Source organism: Halanaerobium saccharolyticum (assembly GCF_004362045.1).
GTDB lineage: Bacteria > Bacillota > Halanaerobiia > Halanaerobiales > Halanaerobiaceae > Halanaerobium > Halanaerobium saccharolyticum_C.
Genome location: NZ_SNWX01000036.1, coordinates 1 through 25,618, shown reverse-complemented (window position 1 = coordinate 25,618; position 25,618 = coordinate 1). Strand labels below are relative to the sequence as shown.

The 25,618-nt window shown below is 35.0% G+C and carries 23 protein-coding genes and 1 riboswitch; of the genes, 16 read left to right on the top strand and 7 right to left on the bottom strand.

Annotated features, from left to right (window positions below; translation table 11 throughout):
- Positions 1 to 1,059: 1,059 nt before the first annotated feature.
- The 7 genes from gyrA to dnaA all read right to left on the bottom strand — a co-directional run bounded on the left by gyrA (position 1,060) and on the right by dnaA (position 10,131).
- On the bottom strand, positions 1,060 to 3,633 hold the full coding sequence (gene gyrA, locus DFR79_RS14665; RefSeq protein WP_133516217.1) for a DNA gyrase subunit A: 2,574 nt from the start codon (positions 3,631 to 3,633) through the stop codon (positions 1,060 to 1,062).
- A 38-nt stretch (positions 3,634 to 3,671) separates the two neighbouring features.
- Positions 3,672 to 5,594 carry a DNA topoisomerase (ATP-hydrolyzing) subunit B gene (gyrB, locus tag DFR79_RS14660; protein WP_133516216.1) on the bottom strand — a complete coding sequence of 641 codons (1,923 nt, stop codon included), beginning with the start codon at positions 5,592 to 5,594 and terminating at the stop codon, positions 3,672 to 3,674.
- Positions 5,594 to 5,854 (bottom strand): extracellular matrix regulator RemB, encoded by a 261-nt coding sequence (remB, locus tag DFR79_RS14655; protein ID WP_133516215.1) that lies wholly within the window; start codon positions 5,852 to 5,854, stop codon positions 5,594 to 5,596. The genes gyrB and remB overlap by 1 nt, the downstream gene beginning before the upstream one ends.
- Before the next feature lie 3 nt (positions 5,855 to 5,857).
- Positions 5,858 to 6,982, bottom strand: coding sequence for a DNA replication/repair protein RecF (gene recF, locus DFR79_RS14650; RefSeq protein WP_133516214.1), 1,125 nt, complete (start codon positions 6,980 to 6,982; stop codon positions 5,858 to 5,860).
- A 3-nt stretch (positions 6,983 to 6,985) separates the two neighbouring features.
- On the bottom strand, positions 6,986 to 7,204 hold the full coding sequence (locus DFR79_RS14645) for an RNA-binding S4 domain-containing protein (RefSeq protein ID WP_133516213.1): 219 nt from the start codon (positions 7,202 to 7,204) through the stop codon (positions 6,986 to 6,988).
- Between the two features lie 87 nt (positions 7,205 to 7,291).
- Complete coding sequence (gene dnaN, locus DFR79_RS14640) at positions 7,292 to 8,404, bottom strand: DNA polymerase III subunit beta (RefSeq protein WP_133516212.1); 1,113 nt, start codon at positions 8,402 to 8,404, stop codon at positions 7,292 to 7,294.
- A 314-nt stretch (positions 8,405 to 8,718) separates the two neighbouring features.
- A complete protein-coding gene (gene dnaA, locus DFR79_RS14635) occupies positions 8,719 to 10,131 on the bottom strand; it encodes a chromosomal replication initiator protein DnaA (RefSeq protein WP_133516211.1) in 1,413 nt (470 codons plus the stop codon).
- A 547-nt stretch (positions 10,132 to 10,678) separates the two neighbouring features.
- On the opposite strand from dnaA, the gene rnpA reads away from it, so the two are divergent.
- The 16 genes from rnpA to DFR79_RS14555 all read left to right on the top strand — a co-directional run bounded on the left by rnpA (position 10,679) and on the right by DFR79_RS14555 (position 25,491).
- Positions 10,679 to 11,008, top strand: a complete 330-nt coding sequence (gene rnpA, locus DFR79_RS14630; RefSeq protein ID WP_133516210.1) for a ribonuclease P protein component — start codon at positions 10,679 to 10,681, stop codon at positions 11,006 to 11,008.
- 102 nt (positions 11,009 to 11,110) lie between these two features.
- Positions 11,111 to 11,320, top strand: a complete 210-nt coding sequence (gene yidD, locus DFR79_RS14625) for a membrane protein insertion efficiency factor YidD (protein ID WP_133516209.1) — start codon at positions 11,111 to 11,113, stop codon at positions 11,318 to 11,320.
- Positions 11,321 to 11,334: 14 nt separating this feature from the next.
- Positions 11,335 to 11,982 (top strand): YidC/Oxa1 family membrane protein insertase, encoded by a 648-nt coding sequence (locus DFR79_RS14620; protein ID WP_133516208.1) that lies wholly within the window; start codon positions 11,335 to 11,337, stop codon positions 11,980 to 11,982.
- A gap of 5 nt (positions 11,983 to 11,987) precedes the next feature.
- The gene (gene jag, locus DFR79_RS14615; RefSeq protein WP_133516207.1) at positions 11,988 to 12,623 is read left to right on the top strand and encodes an RNA-binding cell elongation regulator Jag/EloR; all 636 of its coding nucleotides are present in this window, start codon (positions 11,988 to 11,990) and stop codon (positions 12,621 to 12,623) included.
- A 141-nt stretch (positions 12,624 to 12,764) separates the two neighbouring features.
- Entirely contained in the window at positions 12,765 to 14,159 is a 1,395-nt protein-coding gene (gene mnmE, locus DFR79_RS14610; RefSeq protein ID WP_133516218.1) for a tRNA uridine-5-carboxymethylaminomethyl(34) synthesis GTPase MnmE, read from the top strand.
- 24 nt (positions 14,160 to 14,183) lie between these two features.
- The gene (gene mnmG / locus DFR79_RS14605) at positions 14,184 to 16,094 is read left to right on the top strand and encodes a tRNA uridine-5-carboxymethylaminomethyl(34) synthesis enzyme MnmG (RefSeq protein WP_133516206.1); all 1,911 of its coding nucleotides are present in this window, start codon (positions 14,184 to 14,186) and stop codon (positions 16,092 to 16,094) included.
- Positions 16,081 to 16,812 (top strand): 16S rRNA (guanine(527)-N(7))-methyltransferase RsmG, encoded by a 732-nt coding sequence (gene rsmG, locus DFR79_RS14600; RefSeq protein WP_133516205.1) that lies wholly within the window; start codon positions 16,081 to 16,083, stop codon positions 16,810 to 16,812. The genes mnmG and rsmG overlap by 14 nt, the downstream gene beginning before the upstream one ends.
- 116 nt (positions 16,813 to 16,928) lie before the next feature.
- Entirely contained in the window at positions 16,929 to 17,735 is an 807-nt protein-coding gene (locus tag DFR79_RS14595) for a ParB/RepB/Spo0J family partition protein (RefSeq protein ID WP_133516204.1), read from the top strand.
- Positions 17,736 to 17,756: 21 nt separating this feature from the next.
- Entirely contained in the window at positions 17,757 to 18,533 is a 777-nt protein-coding gene (locus DFR79_RS14590; protein ID WP_133516203.1) for a ParA family protein, read from the top strand.
- Positions 18,511 to 19,359, top strand: coding sequence for a ParB/RepB/Spo0J family partition protein (locus DFR79_RS14585; RefSeq protein WP_133516202.1), 849 nt, complete (start codon positions 18,511 to 18,513; stop codon positions 19,357 to 19,359). Before DFR79_RS14590 ends, DFR79_RS14585 begins: the two co-directional genes overlap by 23 nt.
- Before the next feature lie 51 nt (positions 19,360 to 19,410).
- The gene (locus DFR79_RS14580; RefSeq protein ID WP_133516201.1) at positions 19,411 to 20,097 is read left to right on the top strand and encodes a DUF554 domain-containing protein; all 687 of its coding nucleotides are present in this window, start codon (positions 19,411 to 19,413) and stop codon (positions 20,095 to 20,097) included.
- A 57-nt stretch (positions 20,098 to 20,154) separates the two neighbouring features.
- Positions 20,155 to 20,238, top strand: a riboswitch (glycine riboswitch).
- Positions 20,239 to 20,462: 224 nt separating this feature from the next.
- Positions 20,463 to 21,536, top strand: a complete 1,074-nt coding sequence (gene gcvT / locus DFR79_RS14575; protein ID WP_133516200.1) for a glycine cleavage system aminomethyltransferase GcvT — start codon at positions 20,463 to 20,465, stop codon at positions 21,534 to 21,536.
- Positions 21,537 to 21,596: 60 nt separating this feature from the next.
- A complete protein-coding gene (gene gcvH, locus DFR79_RS14570; RefSeq protein WP_133516199.1) occupies positions 21,597 to 21,980 on the top strand; it encodes a glycine cleavage system protein GcvH in 384 nt (127 codons plus the stop codon).
- A 2-nt stretch (positions 21,981 to 21,982) separates the two neighbouring features.
- Complete coding sequence (gene gcvPA, locus DFR79_RS14565; RefSeq protein ID WP_208107562.1) at positions 21,983 to 23,320, top strand: aminomethyl-transferring glycine dehydrogenase subunit GcvPA; 1,338 nt, start codon at positions 21,983 to 21,985, stop codon at positions 23,318 to 23,320.
- Positions 23,321 to 24,754, top strand: coding sequence for an aminomethyl-transferring glycine dehydrogenase subunit GcvPB (gene gcvPB / locus DFR79_RS14560; RefSeq protein WP_133516197.1), 1,434 nt, complete (start codon positions 23,321 to 23,323; stop codon positions 24,752 to 24,754).
- Positions 24,755 to 24,939: 185 nt separating this feature from the next.
- Entirely contained in the window at positions 24,940 to 25,491 is a 552-nt protein-coding gene (locus tag DFR79_RS14555) for a tetratricopeptide repeat protein (RefSeq protein ID WP_133516196.1), read from the top strand.
- Positions 25,492 to 25,618 lie beyond the last annotated feature (127 nt).

Below are 25,618 nucleotides of genomic sequence, written 5' to 3'. Positions count from 1 at the left end.
TTGGCGGAAATTATTTGTGCGACGCTTATTATCTTATCAATCTCTTTTTGCTTTGTCAAGAACTTTTTAAGATAATTTTGTCGGCCAGAAAATTAGTATATCTTTTTCGGCGACAAGTAGTAGAATACCATTAATAATATCTCATGTCAAGGAAAATATAAAAAAACTCCCTTCAAGTAGAGAATAATTTAAATTATTCTAAGCTACTATAAAGGAAGTTCTTGTTATAACTATATTTTTTATTTGTTTTTTTCATATTATTATCAAATTCCTTATTTTTTATTTTAGCCAAAATAATCAATATAAGAATCAGTTTTTTTATTATTTTCTTTCTTATTTAACATTAGATCAAATGCAGTTTCTTCCATTTTGACTAGTTTATTAGTAAATTCTTTAATCATAATTATCACCTCTTATAAAATTATAAAATTATTATTTGTTACTTACTTATTAATTAATTATTTTAATTAACCAAGATAGTCTATATAGTCATCACTATTATCATTTTTCTTACGGGAACTAACTCCAAATCCAAAGGCAGCGATTTCAGCAAATTCATTAATAACATCTTCAAATTTTCTCATTTTTTATCACCTCTTATAATATTATTGAAATTATAGGTTGGTACTAAAACAGTAATTTAAATTACTATTTCTCAAAACAATTACTTGTTATCTTTGTAACCTCTTGCTTTCATTTCTAATTCAGCTGCTTCAAAAATAAAATCTTTTACTCTTTTTAACATCTTATATCACCTCTTATAGGATTATTGAAAATTATAGGTCTTATAAACTTTTTCTTATTATTTTCTTATTGAGTACATTATATCGAATCTAAATTATTATGATGTTAAGCAGTTAACAATTATTAAAATTAATTTGAGTATTCTTATCAACTTTTCTTAACTTACTTATATCTTATTATAAATTATTGCTTATGAATGTAAAATCACCTACATTTGCTAAATAAAATTTAAAACTCCACAAAAATAAATCTTGTGGAGTTTTTATAAAATATTAATTTTTTAATTATCTATTCTTTAATATTCTCTTAAATATTTTATTCTATTTCTTCTTCACTTTCATTTTCCTCAGCCAGAGCCTGTTCTTCTTCTCTATCTATTTTTTCAACGATTTTATCAAAACGAGCCTCTGCTCTCTCTTCTGGTGTTAATTCTTCTTTTTCTTCCTGATCGTCCTCTTCTTTTTCTAAAATATCATCATTAATTCGGGCTAAAGATACCACTTTATCATCTTCTCCAACATTAATTATTTTAACACCCATTGTATTACGGCCTGTAGTAGAAATTTCGGCTGCATCTACTCTGATAATAATACCATTTTGAGTTATAACCATCATTTCCAGGCTGTCATCGACAATTCGTGCCGCAGCCAATTTACCATTTTTCTCAGTAATATTGGCAGTAATTATACCTTTACCAGCTCTATTTTGAATTCTATAGTCGGAAATTGGTGTCCTCTTACCATAACCATTTTCAGTAATTACCAGTAATTCTTCCCCGGCAGAATCCATTCCCATATCAATTACTATATCATCTTCTGCTAAGTTAATTCCTTTAACTCCATATGAATTTCTACCCACAGAGCGAACATCAGACTCATTAAAGTGAATAGCTTTTGCATTCCGGGTAATCAGGAAGATATTTTCATCTTCTTCGATAATTCTTACTCCAATTAGTTCATCATTTTCTCTTAAGTTAACAGCAATCAGACCGGTATAATTGGTATCATACTCCTCCAAAGCAGTCTTTTTAATTAAACCATTTTTAGTGGCCATAATTAGGTAGGCATCTTCCGGGAATTCTTTAACTGGAATTACTGCATTAATTTTTTCGTCATCTTCTAATTCCAGTAGATTAACAATTGCAGTACCTCTAGCCTGGCGGCCTGTTTCCGGTATCTGATAACCTTTTAATCTATAAACTCTTCCCTGATTACTGAAAAATAAGAATTTATAATGGGTGGTGGTCGTAAAGATATTTTCCACAAAATCTTCTTCTTTGGTACTGATACCGATTACTCCCTTACCTCCGCGACGCTGACTGCGGTAAAGATCAAGCGGCATCCGCTTAATATAACCCTGATTGGTCATAGTTACCACAATCTGTTCTTCTTCAATTAAATCTTCTAATTCTAAATCTGTAACTCTATTCATAATTGAAGTTCTGCGCTCATCATTATATTTTTCTTTAATTGCTAGAATTTCTTCTTCAATAATTTCTAATAATTTTTCTTCATCTGCTAAAATGGATCTATAGTATGTTATTTTTTCTTTTAAATCTTCATATTCAGTCTCTATTTTATCTCTTTCTAATCCAGTCAAACTCTGCAGTCTCATTCTTAAAATAGCATTTGCCTGAGTTTCAGAAAGCTCATAGTTTTCCATCAAATTAATTCTGGCTGCTTCGACTTCATCAGCATTTTTAATCATTTCTACTATCTCATCTATATTTGCCAGAGCAATTCTATATCCCTCTAAAATATGGGCTCTATCTAGAGCTTTATCCAGATCATACTGAGTTCTGCGTCTAATAACTACTTTTTGGTGTTCTAAGTAATGTTCTAAAATTTCTTTTAAGGATAAAACCTTTGGTTCCTTATCTACAAGTGCAATCATAATTACACTAAATGTAACCTGGAGTCGAGAATGCTTAAATAATTGGTTTAAAACTACCTTGGGAGTAGCCTCTCTTTTTAATTCAATTACTATTCTCATTCCATCTCTATCTGATTCATCTCTAATATCAGAAATTGCTTCCAGTTTTTCGTCCTTAACCAGTTCTGCTATTCTCTTAATTAAACGAGCTTTATTTACCTGATAAGGAAGTTCATCTACAATAATTTGTTTTCTATTTATTGATAAATCTTCAACTCTGGTTTTAGCTCTCACAGTTAATTTACCGCGCCCATTTTTATAGGCCTTATAAATACTGCCACGACCCATAATTTGACCACCTGTAGGAAAATCAGGTCCCTTAATGGTTCCCATTAATTCCTTGGTTGTAATTTCCGGATTATTGATTAATTTTATAACTCCATCGATTATCTCACCTAAATTATGGGGAGGAATACTTGTGGACATTCCAACTGCAATCCCGGAAGTACCGTTAACCAGTAAATTTGGAAATCTTGCCGGTAAAACCTCAGGTTCTTCTAAAGATTCATCAAAGTTAGGTATAAAATCAACAGTGTCTTTGTTAATATCAGTCATCATCTCTGAGGCAATTGGAGCCATTCTGGCCTCTGTGTAACGCATAGCTGCTGCACTATCTCCATCAACAGAACCAAAGTTCCCGTGTCCGTCTACCAGCATATAGCGGTAAGAAAAATCCTGAGCCATTCTAACCATTGTATCATAAACTGCTGTATCTCCATGTGGGTGATACTTACCAAGTACTTCCCCGACAATACGGGCAGATTTCTTATGTGGTTTGGTATGAGTCATTCCCAGATCATCCAGGGCATACAAAATTCTTCTATGCACAGGTTTTAATCCATCTCTAACATCAGGTAAGGCTCTACCAACAATTACACTCATCGAATAATCGAGATAGGAGGTTCTCATTTCTTTATCTATGTCAATTTTTTTTACTCTTGCTGCTTTTTGATCCAAAATATTTCACCAACCTTTATCTTTTATTAGCTAAAAAATTATACATCGAGATTTTTAACTTCCCGGGCATGTTTTTGAATAAATTCACGTCTGGGAGCTACCTTATCCCCCATCAAAATAGAGAATGTCTCATCAGCCATGATTGCATCTTCTATATCTACCTGGAGTAAGATTCTATTATCTGGATCCATAGTAGTATCCCAGAGCTGACTGGGGTTCATCTCACCAAGACCCTTATATCTCTGCATGGAAACTCTATCTTTTCCAATTTCCTCAAGCAGCTCCTTTAATGCCTTATCATTATAAACATATTCTTCTCTTCTACCCTTTTTTACCTTATATAAAGGCGGCTGTGCAATATATATATTTCCATTTTCGAGTAAAGGACGCATATACCGATAAAAGAATGTTAAAAGTAAAGTTCTAATATGAGCTCCATCGACATCTGCATCAGTCATAATTATAATTCGGTCATAACGAATATTATTTATATCAAATTCTTCGCCCACTCCTGTACCTATAGCAGTGATTAAAGCTCTAATCTCATCATTATTTAAAATTTTATTTAAGCGAGATTTTTCTACATTTAAAATTTTACCTTTAAGCGGCAAAATAGCCTGAAACTCTCTGTCACGACCCTGTTTAGCAGAACCACCAGCAGAATCACCCTCAACAATATAAACTTCTGTATCATCAGCTTTTCGACGGGAACAATCTGCAAGTTTACCCGGCAGAGCTGTAGAAGTTAAAGCACTCTTTCTTCTGGTTAAATCTCTGGCTTTACGGGCAGCCTTTCGTGCCTGAGCCGCGCTCATAGCTTTATCAATAATTGTTTTTCCAACCTTTGGATTTTCTTCTAAATATGTTTTTAAAAATGAAGAAACTGCAGAATCAACAAAACCCCGCATTTCACTATTCCCCAGTTTAGTTTTGGTCTGACCTTCAAACTGAGGTTCAGATAATTTAACACTGATAATTGCAATCATACCTTCTCTAATATCTTCACCTTTAAGGTTATCATCATCATCTTTTAACAGATTTTTGCTGCGGGCATAATCATTAAAAGTCCGGGTAGTAGCCGATTTAAATCCACTTAAATGAGTTCCACCCTCTTTAGTATTTATATTATTGGCAAAGGTATAAAGTGAGGTATTATATCCCTGATGATACATAATTGCAACCTCAATTGAACCTTCTTCTTCCTCATCTTCTATGTAAATTGGTTCAGAAAGTAAAGGTTTTTTACTCTGGGCTAAATATTCTACAAAAGATACCAGTCCACCATCATAGTGAAACTCTTCTGATTCTGGTTCTTCCTGACGAGTATCTGTAATTTTAATAGTTGTTCCCTTATTTAAAAAGGCCAGCTCCTTTAAACGCTGAGCCAGGATTCTAAATTCAAAATCTATTTCCTCAAAAATTAACGGATCAGGTTTAAATTCAATTGTAGTACCTGTGTCTTCACTATCACAGCTTCCAATTACCTGTAATTCATGCTGTGGAACTCCTCTTTCGTACCTTTGTTTATATACTTTGCCATCTTTCCAGGCAATTTCGACTTCCATCCACTCAGTCAGTGCATTTACTACAGATACACCAACACCGTGTAAGCCACCGGATACTTTATATCCTTCTCCCCCAAATTTTCCCCCGGCATGCAGGGTAGTCATTACAACTTCTACAGCAGGTTTATCTACCTTGGGATGGATTTCTACCGGAATACCACGTCCATTATCCTGAACTTTAATTACATCTCCCGGTTTTATTTCAACAGATATTTCCGTACAATATCCAGCCATTGCCTCATCAATACTATTATCAACTACCTCATATACTAAATGATGCAGTCCTTCTATACTTGTAGAACCGATATACATTCCAGGTCTTTTGCGGACTGCCTCCAGTCCCTCCAGTACCTGTATATGTTCTGCTTCGTAATTGCCTCTGTCTATAATATCCATCAATATCCCCCATTTTCTTCTGTAAACTTATCAACTCTATCTCCAAGTGTCTTAGATGAGATCATTGAAAGATAAATCGTCTCCCCTGTCAACACAAAAGAACGGGCATTACCCCCGGAATAATCAACAATAAATCCTTCTTCATCAGAAATCTCTAAAAATTCCTCGGTTATCTCAGATGAAGTCGTACTCTCTAAATCACCAATTAATACCACTTCTTTTGATGGAATCATATAACCATCACCAAGATGTAAAAACATATTCTAATTCACCCTCTTTTTTATTCTCCCCTTTTTGACCTGATAAACATTATAGGAGTTGTTTTTAAGTCCGGATAAATTTTCACCATCTGTTGCTGTAATTATAGTCTGAATTTTATCAGCTATAATATTAATCAATGCTTTTCTTCTTAAACCATCTAATTCCGAAAAAACATCATCTAAAAGCAGGACTGGGTATTCTCCGGTCTCTGATTTCATAAATTCCAGTTCTGCCAGTTTTAATGCTAAAGCAGCAGTTCTCTGCTGTCCCTGAGAACCATATTTGCGTAAATCCATCTCATTTACCTTTAAAATAAGATCATCTCGATGGGGACCAATTACAGTATAACCACGAGAAATTTCCTGATCCCGTTTTGCTATCAAACTATCTATAAAAAGTTCTCTCAATTCTGCTTCTCCCAGTTTTTTGGAAAAATTATTTAGAGAAATATCATATTCAAGTTCTAAATTTTCTCTTCCCTCAGTTATTTTACGCTGAGAAAGTCTGGCCAGAATTTTCAACTTATCTATAACTTCTACCCTTTTCAAAATTATTTTGGATCCCACTTCAGCAATCTGTTCATCCCAGACTGAAAGCATCTCCCGATCACTTGATTTACCATCTCTAATTGATTTCAATAAATTATTTCTCTGTTTTAATATATGATCATATTTACTTAAAAGATGGTTATAATAGCGGCTGACCTGGGAAATCTCAAGATCTATAAAATCGCGTCTGTGAGCAGGACCCTCTTTAACTAACTTTAAATCCTCAGGAGAAAATAAAACTGCATTTAAATATCCCAGCAGTTCTTTTACTTTATCCAGAGGATTATCATTAATTTCAACCTGGCGTCCATTTTTCTCTAAACGCATGGCTAACTTTATTTTACCTTCTCTGCGCCGTAAAAGCAACTGAACAAGTGCTTTTTCTTTTTCCCAGCTTATCATTTCCGAAGTAATACTGCTGCGGTGAGAATTAGCGGTGGCCATTAAATAAATTGATTCCAAAAAATTTGTCTTACCCTGACCATTGGCACCTAAGAAAATATTTAAATTTGGATTTAAATCAATCATTAACTCTTCAAAATTACGAAAATTTCGGCAGAGAACTCTTTCTAAATACATTAATTATCCCCGACTTACTTTATATTTTTTATCTTCCTCTGTTAAAGAAACAATATCTCCAGCTTTTAAAGTCTTTCCCCTCTTTAATTCTATTTCGCCATTAACCTCTACTTCTCCTGCCTGAATTAAATGTTTTGCTTCTCCACCACTCATTACAATATTAGCCCATTTTAAAAATTGATCCAGATTAATTGTATCACTTGTAATTTTTACTGCTTCCATTTATAATTTCCTCCTTGATTTACATTGAGTGTACCCTCTGAATAATTATCCACATTTCCACAGACCAGTACACTTTTTAAAAAATAATTATGATTGTGAGCGAACCGGCATAATCAAATAAATAAACTTATCTCCTTCTCCAGTTTCTGATTTAACAACAAGTGGATTTAAAGGGCCGATCATTTCTATATTAATTTTCTCAGAATCTAAAACTTTCAAAACATCAATAAAATAGCCTGCATCAATATTAATCTTCTGATCCGGACCTTCAAGATCAATCTCAACTTCTTCGTGTGCATAACCAGAACTTCCCTCAGCAGAGTTAACCTCCATCAATCCCTCATTTACAAAAATATTAATTATATTTGCATCAAGTTTTGCAATTAAAGATGCTCTTTTTACTGCTCCCTGCAGCTGCGAAAGATCTGCACTGAATTTGCTATTTGATTCATCCGGAATTACCAGCTCATAATTGGGAAACTTACCTTCTATTAACCGTGATATAACTTCTATACCATTAAATGTAAAGCGGACATAATTGCTGTCAACTTCAATATCAACACTACCTTCATCTTCTAAAAGATTATTTAATTCCTGCAGTGTACTTCCCGGTAAGATAACAGCTATTTTTTCCTCAACATTGGTTTTTAAAGGAGCCTCAATATAGGATAAACGATATGTATTGGTAGAAACCATTTTTACTTTTTCTGTTTCAACTTCAAATAAAGCTCCAGTTAGAGCAGGTTGTGTTTCATCTTTTGAAGTAGATATTCTTACTTTTTTTATCATTTCCTTAAACTTACTGGAAGGAAGATTAAAATTAGCACTTTCCTCTACCTGGGGTAAATTTGGAAATTCATCCGGATCAAAACCATTTATTTTAAAGAGAGAATTAAGACATTTAATCTGCAGCTGCCATTTATCCTGATTTAACTCAATTTTTATTTCCTCATCTGGCAGTTCCCGAATGATATTTAAAAATTGAGCAGCTGGCAGTACAATTGATCCATCTATTTGAGCTTCTACTTTTAAGTTATATTTAATACCCAGTTCCAGATCAGTTGATTTTAAAGTTAAAGTGTTTTTTTCTAGACTTAAAAATATTCCTGTTAAAATTGGTAATGTTTGATTTTTGGCTACAGCTCTTCGAACTATGTTTAAAGCCTGATATAAATCCTTTTGATTAATTGAAAATTTCAAAGTGTATCCCTCCAAATTAAAAGTTATTAACAAAATTGAGAAACTATAATTATGGTTAATTTATTAATAAAACTAGTAGTAATAGTAGTAGGGGCTGTGAATATGTGGATAAGCCCACCCGGACTAATGAGAGCCTGATTTTGCCTGTAGATAATATGTTAGCTGATATGATAAGAGTTATCCACATACTAACAGTTTTAATTTATCAACATTCTATCAACAGCCACCTTAATAATTATCCACAAAAATTGTTGATAGAAAAAAAGATAGAAAAATGACTTTTAAAAATGAAAAATATAACAGATTTATTTGACTTAACCATGTTTAATTGTGTCAATTAAGCGTTCTATTTTATTGCTAAAATCATCTTCATTTTCTATTTTTGCTTTTATTTTATTATGAGCATGAATTACAGTCGTGTGATCCCTTCCTCCAAATTCGTTTCCAATATGAGGAAGAGAAAAATCGGTCAATTCTCGGCTTAAATACATAGCAATCTGACGGGGAAAAGCTATATTTTGAGTTCTTTTTTTAGACTGCATATCTTCCATTCTTAAATTATAGTCATCTGTTATGATTTTTTTGATTCTTTCTATATTAACTTCAATTGATTCATTTTTCTTCTTATTAACCAGATCTTTTAAAGCTTCTCTGGCCAGATCTACATCAATTTCTCTGTCAACAAGCGAAGAATAGGCAATTACCTTAACCAGAGCACCTTCTAATTCTCTAATGTTTGACTGAATTTTATTTGCAATATAGATTACTACTTCATTTGGAATAGTTAAATTTTCTATATCGGCCTTTTTTCTTAAAATTGCAATTCTGGTTTCTAAATCCGGTTTTTGAATATCAGTGATTAAACCCCATTCAAAGCGGGAACGGAGTCTTTCTTCTAAAGTTGGAATTTCTTTTGGAGGACGATCACTTGAGATAATCAGCTGTCGATTCGATTCATGTAAGGTATTAAAGGTATGAAAAAATTCTTCCTGGGTTCTTTCTTTCCCGGCCAAAAATTGGATATCATCAACCAGTAAAATATCTATATTTCTGTATTTATCTCTAAAATTAACTGTATTATCATCTTTGATTGCATTTATCAATTCATTTGTAAATGTTTCTGAGGAAACATAAACCACCTTATAATCAGGATTGTTTTTTAGAATAAAATGTGCTATTGCCTGCATAAGATGAGTTTTTCCCAGTCCTACATCTCCATAAATAAAGAGAGGATTATATGCCTTTGCCGGTGCTTCAGCAACTGCCAGGGATGCCGCATGAGCAAAACGGTTGCTGTTACCTACTACAAAAGTATCAAAAGTATATTTAGGGTTAAAACCATTTTGTTCTAATTCTGATTCTTCCATATTATTTTCTTCTAAACTTTCTTCAACTACTTCAGCTTGCTGATCTTCTTTTTTTTCTACATTACTAGCTTTTTTATTTTCCTTAAATTTTTTAACTTCTTTTGGTGTTAATAAGATCAAAGACCACTTATTACCTGTTAAATCTTCCAATATTTCCTCAATTAAATCAGTATACTGGCTTTCTATCCATTCCTGAATAAAATTATTTGGTACCTGCAGCACCAGCTGATTTTCAGCAGTGGTCATCACAGCTTTTGTTTCGGAAAACCAGGTATTAAAACTTGGATTTGTAATTTGTTCTTTAATATTTTCTAATGTTTTTTTCCAGATATGGTCTAATTCTTTTTGCGAGAAAGACATAAAATACCTCCTGTAATTCTAAAAAAATTGTGCTTAAGTTAAAGTTATCCCCAATTAACGGGGATAAATAGGGCTTTATCCACAAAATTGTGGACAAGTCGAGATGTTATCCACAAAAAGACAGCTTTAAACATTCCTGTTAAAACAGTAAAATAAGTTTTTAAAATCAAAAATAGAATAAAAACTTGTTAATAAATAGAGAAAAGATATCCACAAAGAACGATTGTTATTAACAGTTTGTGGATAAAAAACTAAGTAATTGTGGATAACTACGTGTATTTTGCTGTATTTAAGGGAATTGTTGATTATTTTATAAACAAATTGTTAATATCCTCTTAACTATTAACTCAGTCAAGATTAACTTTTAATTCGAAATAACCATATTAATAATAACAGATTATCAACAAATTATCAACAAAGGCTGAAAAAATTTATCTTGTGGATAAGATTAAATTTGCTTGACTCTACTATCTAAATAGCATATAATTTTAAATGTATGAATTAATAATTATATTAGTTGTGGATTATTTTAGCTGGAGGTTATTTGGTGGAAAGTCTCAAAAAAAATAAAGAGTTTAAAAAAGTATATGAAAATGGAAAATCATATGCTACTCGAAATCTGGTAATTTACTGTTTAAATTATGAAAAAGGCAAAAAAAATCGCTATGGTTTATCAGTTAGTAAAAAAATTGGCAATGCTGTGGTTAGAAACAGATTAAAAAGAAGATTAAGAGAAATAATTAGAGAGTTTGAAAAAGAAAAAGAATTTAAAGGTTATGATATAATTTTTATTGCCCGAAAACCGGTTATTCAACTTGATTATCAGCACTTAAAAAAAGATGTAAAAAAGCTGTATAAAAAAATGAATATAATTTAAATTACATTTTGAATTACATAAAAGTTAATAAATTGTTGTTTTTTATTATTTTTACATAATTATTGACAATGATTATGAAACTGGTTAAATAAAGGTGATAAAATGAAAAAAATATTTTTATTTTTAATTAAAATCTATCAAAAGATTATTTCACCCTGGACTCCAAAAAGCTGTCGTTTTCGTCCTACCTGTTCGGAATATTCAAGACAGGCAATTGTAAAATATGGGGCTTTAAAAGGTAGTTGGATGGGTTTAAAGCGAATTTTGCGCTGTCATCCTTTTAATTCAGGTGGTTATGATCCGGTAGAATAGGAGGAATTTATTAAATGTTTGATTGGTTAATTAACGGAATGGCATATGCTTTAGATTTTATTTACAATATTGTTGGTAATTATGGACTTGCAATTATTATCTTTACCCTGCTGATTAAGCTTGTACTTTATCCTCTCACAGCAAAACAGACGCGTTCAATGAGAGAAATGCAGGAGATTCAGCCTGAAATGCAGAAAATCCAGGAAGAATATAAAGATGATAAAGAAAAACAGCAGGAAGCAATGATGGAACTTTATCAGGAACATGGTGTTAATCCAGCTGCTGGATGTCTGCCGATGATTGTACAGATGGCAATTTTGATTCCTTTATACAGAACCATTTTTGCGTTAGGGGATAAAATGGCAGCTGAGTCCTTTTTGTGGATTGGAACAATAACTAATGGTTCCTTAGCTGAGCCAGATATTGCAATTGTACTTTTAAATGCACTTGTTATGTTAGGTCAGACCCATATGACCCAGAAAATTTCTGGGGGAGAGGGTAAGAGCAACAAAATGATGTATCTGATGCCGCTATTTATTGTGTTCATTGGTTTTTCATTACCTGCTGGAGTATTATTATACTGGTTTACATCAACCTTATTTACTGTAGGTCAGCAGTATTTCCTATCCAAAGAACCTAGCAGAATCAAAGGGGATGCATAATAAAAATGAAAAGCATAAAAGTAGAAGCTAAAAATGTAGAAAAAGCAGTAGAAAAAGCCCTGACTGAACTTGGAATTACCAGAGAAGAAGCAGAAGTTAATGTTATTGACAAAGGTAGTAAGGGGTTACTGGGTTTAATTGGTACCAAAGATGCTGTTGTAGAAGTAAAGGAAATATTTGATCCTGTCAAAAAAGGAAAAGAATTCTTAGAAACACTTTTAAATAAAGCCAAAATCAATGTTGGTGTAGAAATTTTGGAAGAAAAAAGTGATGATGAGCAGGTAGTTTACAATTTAACAGGAGAAAAAGAACTTGGTTTAGTAATTGGTCATCGAGGAGAAACTCTTGATGCAATGCAGTACTTAACTTCTATCTATATTAATAAGGAGCTAGAAGAATATTTTAGAGTTCTACTTGATGCAGAAGGTTATCGAGACCGCCGCCAGGAAACATTAGAAAGACTGGCAGAAAGGCTGGCTGCTAAAGCAGAAAGAAAACAGAGAAAAGTTGTTTTAGAACCAATGCCGCCACATGAAAGAAGAATTATTCATATTAAACTCAAAGAAAATAAAAATGTTAAATCATACAGTGAGGGAAAAGAACCCTACCGTAAAGTTATGATAGAACCATTGGATAATTAAGATAATTATCTAAATATAAAAAAGCTGTATTAGCTTATACTACAGCACTCCATTAACAGAAAATAAAAGAAGTAGATGGATTTTATCATTAACCCAGCAGGGATTTCTCTGCTGGGTTATGTTTTAGGAGGTGTTAAGAAAATGGATATTTTAAAAGAAGATACTATTGCGGCCATTGCAACTCCGTTTGGTACAGGTGGAACCGGGAAAATAAGGATTAGCGGGCCCCAGGCTTATCAAATTGGAGATAAAATTTTTAGTTCAATCAAAGAGGATAAAAAAATTTCGGAACAGGAGACTTATACAGCTCATTATGGTCATATAAAGGATCCTGATAGTGATAAAATAATTGACGAAGTAATAGCAATTATGATGAGAAAGCCGCATTCTTTTACCGGAGAAAATGTGCTGGAATTTGACTGTCATGGCGGTATGACTCCACTCAGAGCAGTACTGGACTTAACTTTAAAACAGGGAGCTCGGCTGGCAGAGCCTGGTGAATTTTCTCAGCGAGCCTTTTTAAATGGAAGGATTGATCTGGCTCAGGCAGAAGCAATTATTGATGTAATTAATTCAAAAACGGAAAAGAGCCTGGACCTGGCTGTTGATCAATTAAATGGTAAGCTTTCGCAGAAAGTTGATCAAATAAAAGAAGAGGCTGTAGAAATACTTGCTCATCTTGAAGCAGCAATAGATTATCCAGAAGATGAAATAGAAGGTTTTTCTCCAGCAAAATTGGGAGATAAATTCAATTATATAAAAGAAGAGATAGAAAAATTATTAAAAAGCAGCAAACAGGGAAAGATATATAAAGAAGGTTTAAAAACAGTTATTGTTGGTAAACCCAATGTAGGTAAATCAAGTCTGCTGAATTATTTTTTAGAAGAAAAAAGAGCAATTGTGACTGATGTACCGGGTACAACTAGAGATGTAATTGAAGAATTCATTAATTTAAAGGGTATTCCGTTAAAAATTATTGATACGGCTGGAATAAGAGAAACAAAAGATGAAGTAGAAAAAATTGGAGTTGAACGGACCAGAAAATCGGCAGAAAAAGCAGATCTAATCCTTTTTATGCTGGATGTTAATCAGGGAATAACCTCTGAGGATCGGGAAATATATAAACTGATTAAAGATAAACCAGTGATTGTAATTGTCAACAAAACTGATTTACCGGCAAAGCTCGAAAAAGAAAAAATTGAAAAAGAATTCTCTGAGCACAGTCTGCTCTGGATATCACTTTTAGAGGAAGAAGGCTTAAATGAATTAAAAACTGATATTTTAGATGAAATTCTGGATGAGGAAATTGACACAGATGCTGAGGCCGTAATAACTCAGAGCAGACATCGCGATGCTCTAGTCAAAGCTGAGGAAGCAATTGAACGGGTAATTGTTTCACATGAAACAAATATGCCCTATGACTTTTTAACTATAGATTTAAAAGACTGTCTTGATGGTCTCGGGAAAATAACTGGAGAAACAGTTGCTGATGATATTCTCGATAGAATATTTAATGATTTTTGTCTTGGAAAATAATTTTTTATATAAGGGAGAGATATAATGGATTTTCATAAATATCCAAATGAGTATGATGTAATTGTAATTGGAGCCGGACATGCAGGCTGTGAAGCCTCTTTAGCTCCAGCGCGCATGGGCTTAAAAACATTAACTCTAACAGTCAGTTTAGATCATGTTGCATTTATGCCCTGCAACCCTTCACTCGGTGGACCTGGAAAATCTCACATAGTGAGGGAAATTGATGCTCTGGGTGGAGAAATGGCCAAAAATATGGACGAAACTATGATCCAGATTAGAATGCTCAACACAAGTAAAGGTCCTGCAGTTCACGGACTGCGGGGACAATCAGATAAAGATGAATACCATAAAAGAATGAAACAGGTTTTAGAACAGGAAGATAATATAGATTTAAAACAGCAGATAGCCGAAGAAATCATTGTGGAAAACGGTGAGGTCAAAGGAGTAGTAACAAAAACTGGAGTCTTTTTCCCCGGTAAAAAGGTTATTTTAACAACGGGAACCTTTTTAAAAGGAAGAATCATTATTGGGGAGGCGGAATTTAATGCCGGTCCCAACCAGCAGTATCCGGCCAATAAACTTTCCGGTAGTTTAAAGGAGCTGGGAATTAATTTAAGAAGATTTAAAACAGGAACTCCTCCCCGGGTCAGCAAAAAATCTATGGATTTTTCTAAAATGGAGCCTCAGCCGGGAGAAGAAGATTTGAGTTTTTCCTTTGAATCTGAACCTTTAAGTGGAGAACAGGCAATGTGCTATTTGACCTATACTTCCGAAGAAACTCATAAAATAATTAGTGATAATAAAATGCGTACACCGTTATTTAGTGGAGTGATTGATGGAGTTGGACCCCGCTACTGTCCTTCAATAGAGGATAAGGTTGTCCGCTTTCCTGATAAAGGAAGACATCAGTTATTTATTGAACCAGAGGGACTGGGTACTGACGAATATTATGTTTCCGGACTTTCTACCAGTCTTCCCTATGATGTACAGATTGAAATGGCAAGAACTATCTCGGGTTTAGAAAATGTAGAAATTATGAGACCTGGTTATGCAATTGAATATGATTGTGTGGACCCGGAAGAATTGAAACTTGATTTAGAGCTAAAAAAAGTTAAGGGACTTTATACTGCCGGACAGATTAACGGCAGCTCAGGCTATGAAGAAGCAGCCGGTCAGGGTTTAATTGCCGGGATTAATGCGGCTTTGAGTCTGCAGGGAAAAGATCCTGTAATTTTAAAAAGATCTCAGGCCTATATCGGGGTTTTAATCGATGATTTAGTTACTAAAGGAACACCGGAGCCTTATAGAATTATGACTTCTCGAGCAGAATACAGGCTGCTTTTACGTCAGGATAATGCAGATCAGCGTTTAACTCCTCTGGGCAGAGAAATTGGTCTGGTAAGTGATCAGAGATATCAGCATTATCAGGAAAAAGTAAAAGCTGTAGAAAAAGCTTTAGCTTATTTAAGAGCAGAAGAAAACCAGGTCAACCCGACCAAAGAAGTTAGAGCTAAATTAGAAGAACTGGGAAGCGGTAATTTAAGCAAACCGGTTAATTTAGAAAAATTACTGCGTCGGCCCGAAATTTCTTATAAAGATCTTGAATTTTTTGCAGAAAATTTGCCGGAAATAAAAAAAGATGTTCAGGAACAGGTGGAAATCCAGGTTAAATACAAAGGTTATATAGAGCGGCAGCAATCTCAGGTCGAACAATTTAGAAAAATGGAAGAAAAAATAATACCAGAAGAGTTAGATTATAATCAATTAGAAAATCTGCGTCTGGAAGCAAGAGAAAAGTTAAATAAGATCAGACCCCTTTCTATTGGCCAGGCATCGAGAATTTCCGGTGTTTCTCCAGCCGACATTTCTGCTTTAATGATTTATTTAGAGCAGTATAACAGAAAGAAAAAGGATGATTCGAATGGAGATCAGTAAACAGGAATTTATTGCAGAGTTAAAAATAGGTATTGAAGCTCTAAATGTTTCCTACAGCAGTGAACAGCTCGAACAGCTGTGGGAATATTATCTTTTCTTTCTTGAGGAAAATAAAAAATATAATATGAGCACAATTACTGAGCCAGAGGAAGTTATAAAAAAACACTATCTTGATTCTCTGGTGATTTTAAATCATGTAGATTTTGAAGGCAGAAAAAGATGGCTTGATATTGGTACCGGAGCCGGTTTCCCGGGGATGGTTTTAAAATTATTCTTACCGGGAGACAGTTTTTATTTACTTGATTCTTCAGCCAAAAAGGTTAACTTTTTAAATCAATTAATTTACAAATTGGGGCTAAAAGGCATTGATGCAACTCACGGCAGAGCGGAAGACGTGGCAAAATTAGAAGAATGGCGTGGTTCTTTTGATTATGTTTGTTCCCGGGCAGTAGCCTCCCTAAATGTTTTGCTAGAATATGCAGTTCCTTTTTTAAAAATTGGAGGAGAGGCCTATCTTTATAAGGGACCGGAATATGAAGAAGAAATCAGGGGAGCCGAAAGTGCCTTAAAAACATTAGATGCAGAAATTAAAGAAAGTATAAAACTTGATGTACCAGGGTTGGAAGCTGAACGCTATTTAATTATTGTTACCAAAAATGATTCAACTGAAAATAAATATCCCCGGCGGGCTGGAATTCCCAAAAAACGCCCCCTTTAAATTATTTCCCGGGAAATAATTTTGGAAGCTATCCAGGTTTAGCTTCTATTTTTAACATTAAAAAAGGATATTTAGTTAGTTTAGAGAAATATAATTTTAGGTGGGGGTAATTTTTAATGAAAATTCCTTTTTTTAATCAGGATAATGAAAATAACAGGGATCAAATTGTAGAAATCAAAGTTGATCAGATCAAAGTTAATCCTTTTCAACCCAGACAGGAATTTAAGCAGTCTGAAATTGAAGAACTGGCTCAGTCAATTAAAAACTTTGGCTTGATTCAGGCAGTAACGGTCCGGAAAGCTGAAGAGGAAAACAGCTACGAATTAATTGCTGGAGAGCGCAGGCTTAGAGCTGCCAAATTTTTAAATAAAGAAGTTATTCCAGCTGTGATTAAAGATCTTAATGATCAGCAGGTGGCAGAGATTGCTCTAATTGAGAATCTCCAGCGGAAAGATTTAAATTATTTAGAGGAAGCACAGGCTTATCAGCGGCTTATAGATGAATTTAGTTTAACGCAAAAGGAGCTGGCAGAGAGAATTTCAAAAAGCCAGTCTACTATCGCCAATAAACTGCGGCTGTTGAATTTATCTGATCAAATTAGAGAAAAACTATTAGCAGCCGATTTAAGTGAAAGACACGGTAGGGCTCTGCTTAAACTTGAGACCGCTGAGGAACAGCTGGCGCTGGTTGAAGAAATAAGCAAAAAGGGACTTAATGTTAGAGAAAGCGAAAAATTAATAAAAAAACAGCAGCAGCCTGCTAAAAAGAAGAATCAAATTAAACATATTTCTGATGATCTGCGGCTTTTTGCTAATTCGCTGGAAAAAAGAATTTCCGAAATTAAAGATTCAGGAATTAGGGTTGAATTTGAACGCAGTGATGATCAGGATAGCATAGAATATTATATTAAACTCTCTAAATAAAGATCACAAAGAGGTGAAATAATGGCTAAAAAAATTGCGATTGTCAACCAGAAAGGTGGGGTTGGCAAGAGCACAACAGCAGTAAACTTAAGTGCTGGTCTGGCAGAACAAAATAACAGGGTTTTATTAATCGATATTGACCCTCAGGGGAATGCAAGCAGCGGCCTGGGGATAGAAAAATCTGAGGTTGAATATACAATCTATGATTTATTAATTGAATCTGAGCCGCCTGCAAAAGCAATACTGCAGAGCAGCAATAAAAATTTGGATATTATTCCTGCCAATATTGAGTTAGCAGGAGCAGAAATTGAACTTGTTTCCATTATCTCTCGAGAAAGCAGGCTCAAAAAATCATTAAAAACACTTAATCAAGATTATGATTATATTATAATTGACTGTCCTCCTTCTCTGGGCCTCTTAACTTTAAATGCTTTAACGGCTGCTGATAGTGTTATGGTTCCTATTCAGTGTGAATATTATGCTCTGGAAGGTCTGGGTCAGCTGATGAATACCATTGAACTTGTCAGAAAAAATTTAAACTCCGATCTGCGGATCGAAGGAGTTTTAATGACAATGTATGATGCCAGAACTAATCTCTCGGAACAGGTAATAGATGAAGTAAAAGATTATTTTTCTGATCTGGTTTTTGAGACAATTATTCCTCGAAATGTCCGTTTAAGTGAAGCTCCAAGTTTCGGTAAACCGATTCTCGATTACAGCTCCTCCTCCAAAGGAGCAGAAGCATACAGAAAATTAGCAGAGGAAGTGATATCTCTTGAGCAAAAAAAGACTGGGTAAAGGTTTAAGTGCCCTGATAAATAATGATGAGAATGTAGATCAGAGCAGAGTTGAGGAAATTTTCACTGACCAAATTGAGCCCAATCCTTTTCAGCCGCGCAGTAATTTTGACGAAGATGCCCTCAAGGAACTGGCCAATTCTATTCAGGAAAAAGGAATAATTCAGCCAATTACAGTCCGTAAAATCAAAGCTGAGAAATACCAGATTGTTGCAGGAGAGCGGCGCTGGCGGGCTTCAAAGCTGGTCGGACTTGATAAAATACCAGCTGTAATCAGAAATTTTGATGATCAGGAAATGCTGGAAATTGCTTTGATTGAAAATATACAGCGGGAAGATTTAAATCCAGTTGAAGAAGCAGGAGCCTATAAAGAGATGCTTGATAATTTTGATATAACTCAGGCAGAACTGGCCAAACAGGTGGGTAAAAGCCGCTCCAATGTTTCAAATATGATCAGACTTTTAAAACTTTCTGATAAAGTTAAAAATCATCTGCAGCGGGGAACAATCACCATCGGACATGCCCGGGCTTTATTATCACTGGAAAAAGAAGAGACTCAGGTTGCCGCCTGCGAAAATATTATAATCCAGGACCTGACAGTAAGAGAAACTGAAAATTATGTTGAAAAACTTAAAAACCCTCTCAAAGGTAAGGAAAAAAAAGAGAAAAAACCCGAACTGGATCAGGTCTGGCAGCAGGCAGCTTCAGAATTAGAGAAGAATTTAGGGACAAAGGTTAAAATTAAGCAGAGAAAGAAAAATAATTTGCTGACTATCGAACTGGATAGTCTTGATAAATTAAAAGAGCTGGTTGAAAAACTAAAGTAGTGTTTCATGTGAAACAAATAGATATAGAAGAGAGTAGATAGGTGATATATAATGATAGGAACTATTGTTAATGTAGCTTCTGTACTAACTGGAAGTGCTGTGGGAGTTCTTTTTAGAGGAAAGTTCCCAGAAAAAGTGCAGACCACTGTGATTCACGGGATAAGCCTGGCTGTGATATTAATCGGAATGCAGATGGCCTTTAGTATTGAGAAGGATCCGGATATTTTACTTGTTATTTTCAGTCTGGTCATTGGAGCTGTGATTGGAGAACTGCTGCAGCTGGAAAAAAGATTAAATGATTTTGGAGAAAGTCTAAAAGACCGATTTGGGGGAGATGATGATCTCTTTGTTCAGGGTTTTGTCCAGGCCAGCCTGATTTATTGTGTGGGTGCAATGGCAATTATGGGTTCAATTCAGGATGGACTTAATAATAATCCCAGCATTTTATTTACCAAATCACTGCTGGATGGAATAACTTCTATTGCTTTTGCGGCCAGCACCGGGATTGGTGTTGCTTTTTCGGCGATTCCAATTCTTTTCTACCAGGGAAGTATTACTCTGGCAGCAGACTGGGCGGCTATTTATTTAACTGAAGATATGATCCGAATTATGACAGCCAGTGGAGGTTTATTAATTACTGCTATTGGTTTAAATATGCTGGGGGTCAGCAAAATAAAAACAGGTAATTTGCTGCCCGCCCTGCTGGTGGCTGTAGTACTTACTGCTTTTGTATTTTAATTTTGCAATATTTAAAATAATAATATATAATTAAGACATACAATTTAATCATAACGGGTGAAGGCTGGATGAGAGACCATAATTGGCGCCGAAGGAGCAAGGGAAACCGAAACTCTCAGGCAAAAAGAATTCAGCTGGACGTAACTCTGGACATATTTAGTTTTGATGAACAGGGAGTCGGAATTACTTTCCGGCTTCCTGTTTTCTAATTTTTGGAGAGGTATTTAATTTTCATTAAGCTTAGTAAACTGGGATTTATTTTAAGCAGCTTAATTACTATTTATCATTTATACAGAAAATATTAAATTCAGGACACTAACTAATCAGGATTCTAACTAATAATGAGGTTAAAGGAGGCTTAAAAAATGAAAAAAACTCCGCTTAATCAAATACATAAAGATTTGGGAGCTAAAATGACTGATTTTGGAGGCTGGGAAATGCCGGTTGAATACACCGGTATAATTGAAGAGCATCAGGCTGTCAGAAATCAATGTGGACTTTTTGATGTTTCACACATGGGAGAAATCCTTGTCAGTGGAGAAAATGCTGCTAAATCGCTGCAAAAAATTATAACAAATGATCTTCAGAAGCTGGAGCCAGGTAAAATCATTTATACACCTATTTGTAAGCCGGATGGGGGAATAATTGATGATTTATTAGTTTACTGTCTGCAGGAAGATCAATATTTAATGGTTGTAAATGCTTCTAATATTGAAAAAGATTTTAAATGGATCAATGAACATCTTCTTTCAAAAACAAAAGCTGAAAACCTTTCAGATAAATATGCTATGCTTGCTCTGCAGGGTCCAGAGTCAAAAAAAATATTGACTCAACTAACAGATATTGATTTGAATTCTCTGGATTATTACCGATTCAGGCAGGCTAAAGCAGCAGGAATTGGAATGATTATTTCCCGAACTGGTTATACTGGAGAACTGGGATTTGAACTTTATTTTGAGCCTGAGGCAGCCAAAAAAATATGGGATCGGCTAATGGAAGCAGGATCTGATTCTGGTCTTAAAGCCTGCGGCCTGGGAGCTAGAGACACTTTGCGGCTGGAAAAAGCATACCCTTTATATGGTAATGATATTGATGAAACAACTAATCCCTATCAAGCAGGTTTAAGCTGGACTGCTGCTCTTGATAAAGGAGATTTTATAGGGAGAGAGAAATTAATAGAAATTGAAAAAAATTGCTGTCAGCGAAAACTTTGTCCATTTAAAATTACAGGTAGAGGAATGGCCCGACATGGATATGAGGTCTATGCTGAGTCGGAAAAGATTGGGGAAGTAACAAGTGGAAGCTATTCTCCAACTCTGGCAGAGAGTATTGGTCTTGCTTATCTAAAAGATGAATATACAGAACCGGGGACTGAAATTGAAATTAAGGTCAGGAAGCGAATGGTTAAAGCTGAGGTTTTAAAAGGTCCTTTTGTCTAGGATCTAAATTTATATTGCTGGCAGGAAAATTTTATTGTCAAAACATAAGGAGGAATAAAAATGAGTGTAAAAGATGGTTTGTATTATTCGGAAGATCACGAGTGGGTTAGAGAGGAAGAAGATTGTCTGGTAATTGGAGTTACTGATTTTGCTCAGGAAGAACTGGGAGATATAGTCTTTGTAGAACTTCCAGAAGTTGAGGAAGAATTTGAAAAAAATGATGGCTTTGGGGTTTTAGAATCTGTTAAGGCTGTATCGGACACTTTTATTCCGGTCAGTGGTAAAATTCTGGAGGTTAATGAAAATTTAATTGATAATCCTGAATTAATTAATGATGATCCCTATGGAGAAGGCTGGTTAATTAAAGTTGATCCTGCTGATGATTCAGAATTAGACGAACTTTTATCTGCAGAGGAGTATGCTGAATTCATTGAGGAGGAATAATGATGGACTATATTTCCAACACAGCAGCAGAAAAGGATAAAATGCTGCAGGAGATCGGATTGAAAGAGGTTAAGGATCTTTTTCAGATGATTCCAGAGGCAGTATCAGCAGATGAGCGTTTAAATATTGAATCTGGTATTTCTGAGCTGGAATTAATGAGGAGGGCTCAGCTGCAGGCGGGGAAAAATAAGAGTCTGGACCAGCAGATTTCTTTTCTAGGTGCAGGAGCTTATGATCACTATCTACCAGGAATAATTGATGCTTTAATTTCTCGTTCTGAATTTTATACAGCCTATACTCCCTATCAGGCAGAATTAAGCCAGGGAACTCTGGAAGCAGCTTATGAATATCAGAGTATGATCTGTGATTTAACCGGGATGGGGATTGCAAATGCTTCGATGCTGGATGGTGGTTCAGCAGCAGCAGAAGCTGTAACTATGGCTGCCAGAATTACAGGTAATTCTCGAGTTTTGCTTCCTGATACGGTTAATCCTGCTTACAGAGAGGTTATAAAAACTTATGGTGCCGGAGCTGAACTGGAATTTGTTGATCTAGAAAGTAAACAGCAGATTATCAATCCAGCTCAAATTGAAAAAAATATTAATGATCAGACTGCAGTTGTGGTCCTGCAGTATCCAAATTTCTATGGATCTCTGGAAAAAATGGAAGAAATTTCTAAGATGATTAAAAACAAAAAAAACACACTACTGCTGGTGATCGCAAATCCAATATTACTGGGAGTACTAAAAGCACCAGCTGATTTTGGAGCTGATATAGTTGTCGGAGAAGCCCAGAACCTGGGGAATGGCTTAAATTATGGGGGGCCAAACTTAGGTTTTATGGCCTGTAAAGATGACAGAAGGATGCTCAGGCAGCTGCCCGGCCGAATTGTTGGCAAAACAACTGATGTTGACGGGAAAGAAGGTTTTGTCTTAACCTTACAGACCAGGGAACAGCATATCCGGCGAGAAAAAGCAACTTCCAATATCTGTACTAATGAAGCTTTAAATGCTTTAATGGCCACTATTTATCTGGCGACAATGGGTAAAGAAGGTCTAAAAGAAGTTGGTGAGCAGTGTTATCACAAGGCTCATTATTTAGCTAAAAAAATTAATGGTCTGAGTGGTTTTGAAGTTCTTAATCAGGATAATTTCTTTAATGAGTTTGTTCTAAAATCAGAAAAAGAGAGCACAGAAGTTTTTGAAGAGCTCCTGCAAGAAGAAATAATTGTTGGTTATGATTTAAAAAACATTGGGGAAAATGGAATATTAGTCTGTGTAACTGAAAAGAGAACAAAAGCAGAAATGGATAAGTTAGTAGAAAAACTGGAGGTGCTTTAAGTGGAGGAAAAACTAATCAAAGATTACAGCAGTTCTGGACGTAAAGGATATTCTCTACCTCCACTTGAGGTGGAAAAAAGTGATCTGGAAGCAGAATTAACTGGATATTTAAGAGATGACCTTGAGCTGCCGGAAGTTAGTGAAGTGGATGTAGTACGTCATTACACAGCTTTAAGTGAGATGAATTATGGAGTTGATTCCGGAATTTATCCACTCGGTTCCTGTACCATGAAGTATAACCCAAAACGAAATGAGAGAGTTGCCCGCATAGCTGGATTAACAAATATTCATCCCTATCAGCCAGAAAAACAGCTCCAGGGTTCACTCGAAATATTATATCAGTTGAAACTGGATCTGGCAGAAATAAGTGCTATGGATGAGATAACATTACAGCCAGCTTCTGGTGCCCATGGTGAATTTGTATCTTTAATGATAGTTAAAAAATATTTTGAAGAGCGTGAAGAAAATAGGACAAAGGTCATAGTGCCTGACTCAGCTCACGGTACCAATCCCGCCAGTGCAGCAATGGCAGGTTTTGATGTAGTTGAGATTGCCTCTAATGAGCGGGGAATGGTTGATTTAGAGGCCCTGGCAGAAGCTTTAGATGAAAATACTGCTGCCTTAATGCTGACCAACCCAAACACCCTGGGTATTTTTGAAGAAGACATCTTAAAAATAACCGAGATGGTTCATCAGGCAGGTGGCCTGGTTTATTATGATGGAGCCAACATGAATGCAATTATGGGTTATGCCAAACCCGGGCTGATGGATTTTGACTTAATGCATTTTAATCTCCATAAAACATTTTCTACTCCTCATGGTGGAGGTGGACCTGGCTCTGGCCCGGTTGGAGTTAAGGATTTTTTAGCGCCCTATTTACCCAGACCACTGCTTAAAAAAGATGAAGAAAAGTATTACTGGGATTATCAGCGGCCAAAGTCGATCGGAAAAGTGCACAGTTTTTATGGTAACTATGGAGTAATGCTTAGAGCCTGGGCTTATATTAAGACATTAGGCGGCAGAGGGCTTAAAAAGACAACTGAAAATGCTGTTTTAAATGCGAACTATTTAAAAGCCAGACTCAAAAAAGATTTTGAGCTGCCCTATGCTGAAGACAGTCTGCACGAGTTTGTCCTTTCCGGCAGTCGGCAGAAGGAAGAGGGAGTTTCAACCCTGCAGATAGCTAAAAGACTATTGGATTATGATCAGTATGCTCCCACTATTTATTTCCCACTGGTGGTTAAAGAAGCAATGATGATCGAACCAACAGAAACAGAGAACATTGGAACTCTGGATCATTTTATAGAAACTATGCTGACTATTTCCCGGGAAATAAAAGAAGATCCAGAACTGGTTAATAAAGCACCTCATTCCACAACTGTGAGGAAACTTGATGAAACTAAAGCGGCCAGAAACCCTGATCTTCACTGGTAGCTTAATTACAAAGTTCAGATGATTTAACTAAGTTAATTAGAATGAATTTTAGCTCCGGTTGGAATAAACGATATATTTTTATAAATTTAATATCTGCAAATGGCCTAGCTGAGGGCCATTTTTGCAGTTTAAGGTAAAATTATGATATAATGTTTAATTGAAGTTAATAAAAAGTGGGTGAGAATATGAAGGAGTCATATTACAAAAAGCAGCTGCAGGAAGAAAAGAAAAAAGATTATGAGGAATGTGTCGAATTGTTGGAAAGAGGAAGCAGAAAAAAAGCAGCTAAAAGGCTGGAAGAATTTTTAGCTGAAAACCCTAATTTTGCTCCTGCTTTAAATAAAAAAGCGGTAATTCATATCTATCGCAAGGAATATAACAAGGCACAATCATTGTTAAATCAAATCCTGGAACAGGACCCTGACTTTGCTCCAGCAATCACGAATCTGGGAAGTATTGCAAAAGAAATGGGAAATCTGAATCGAGCCAAAAAACTTTATCAGAAGGCAGTAGATATAGATGATGAATATGGGCCGGCCTATAACAACTTAGGTGTTATTTATAGAGAAGAAGGTAATTATTCTGAATCTATTAAGCATCTTAAAAAGGCAAGGAAAAAAGGGAGTTTTAGCTATCATTTAAATGCAGATAAGCCATTTTATAAGGATCCCGGTTGTCTTTTTGTTATTTTTTTAGTAGTTTCTTTAGTTATAGTGCTCTATTTTCTTTTAACATAGAGTAAATTTGTCAGTCTTATTAAACAGAAATTGATAACGTCAAATAAAATATGATAGTTACCATAAAATGTAAGTAAATAGTAATAGATCACCACTAATTTTAATTATAATAAAAATATTCAAAATG

What these genes read in the sequence shown, in the direction of transcription:
- gcvH (WP_133516199.1), top strand. Translation starts at nt 21,597, where the DNA reads ATGAGTGTAAAAGATGGTTTGTATTATTCGGAAGATCACGAGTGGGTT.
- rsmG (WP_133516205.1), top strand. Translation starts at nt 16,081, where the DNA reads ATGGAGATCAGTAAACAGGAATTTATTGCAGAGTTAAAAATAGGTATT.
- jag (WP_133516207.1), top strand. Translation starts at nt 11,988, where the DNA reads ATGAAAAGCATAAAAGTAGAAGCTAAAAATGTAGAAAAAGCAGTAGAA.
- gyrB (WP_133516216.1), bottom strand. Translation starts at nt 5,594, where the DNA reads ATGGATATTATAGACAGAGGCAATTACGAAGCAGAACATATACAGGTA.
- DFR79_RS14620 (WP_133516208.1), top strand. Translation starts at nt 11,335, where the DNA reads ATGTTTGATTGGTTAATTAACGGAATGGCATATGCTTTAGATTTTATT.
- recF (WP_133516214.1), bottom strand. Translation starts at nt 6,982, where the DNA reads ATGTATTTAGAAAGAGTTCTCTGCCGAAATTTTCGTAATTTTGAAGAG.
- yidD (WP_133516209.1), top strand. Translation starts at nt 11,111, where the DNA reads ATGAAAAAAATATTTTTATTTTTAATTAAAATCTATCAAAAGATTATT.
- DFR79_RS14555 (WP_133516196.1), top strand. Translation starts at nt 24,940, where the DNA reads ATGAAGGAGTCATATTACAAAAAGCAGCTGCAGGAAGAAAAGAAAAAA.
- mnmE (WP_133516218.1), top strand. Translation starts at nt 12,765, where the DNA reads ATGGATATTTTAAAAGAAGATACTATTGCGGCCATTGCAACTCCGTTT.
- DFR79_RS14645 (WP_133516213.1), bottom strand. Translation starts at nt 7,204, where the DNA reads ATGGAAGCAGTAAAAATTACAAGTGATACAATTAATCTGGATCAATTT.
- gcvPA (WP_208107562.1), top strand. Translation starts at nt 21,983, where the DNA reads ATGGACTATATTTCCAACACAGCAGCAGAAAAGGATAAAATGCTGCAG.
- DFR79_RS14590 (WP_133516203.1), top strand. Translation starts at nt 17,757, where the DNA reads ATGGCTAAAAAAATTGCGATTGTCAACCAGAAAGGTGGGGTTGGCAAG.
- mnmG (WP_133516206.1), top strand. Translation starts at nt 14,184, where the DNA reads ATGGATTTTCATAAATATCCAAATGAGTATGATGTAATTGTAATTGGA.
- remB (WP_133516215.1), bottom strand. Translation starts at nt 5,854, where the DNA reads ATGTTTTTACATCTTGGTGATGGTTATATGATTCCATCAAAAGAAGTG.
- DFR79_RS14595 (WP_133516204.1), top strand. Translation starts at nt 16,929, where the DNA reads ATGAAAATTCCTTTTTTTAATCAGGATAATGAAAATAACAGGGATCAA.
- DFR79_RS14580 (WP_133516201.1), top strand. Translation starts at nt 19,411, where the DNA reads ATGATAGGAACTATTGTTAATGTAGCTTCTGTACTAACTGGAAGTGCT.
- dnaA (WP_133516211.1), bottom strand. Translation starts at nt 10,131, where the DNA reads ATGTCTTTCTCGCAAAAAGAATTAGACCATATCTGGAAAAAAACATTA.
- gcvT (WP_133516200.1), top strand. Translation starts at nt 20,463, where the DNA reads ATGAAAAAAACTCCGCTTAATCAAATACATAAAGATTTGGGAGCTAAA.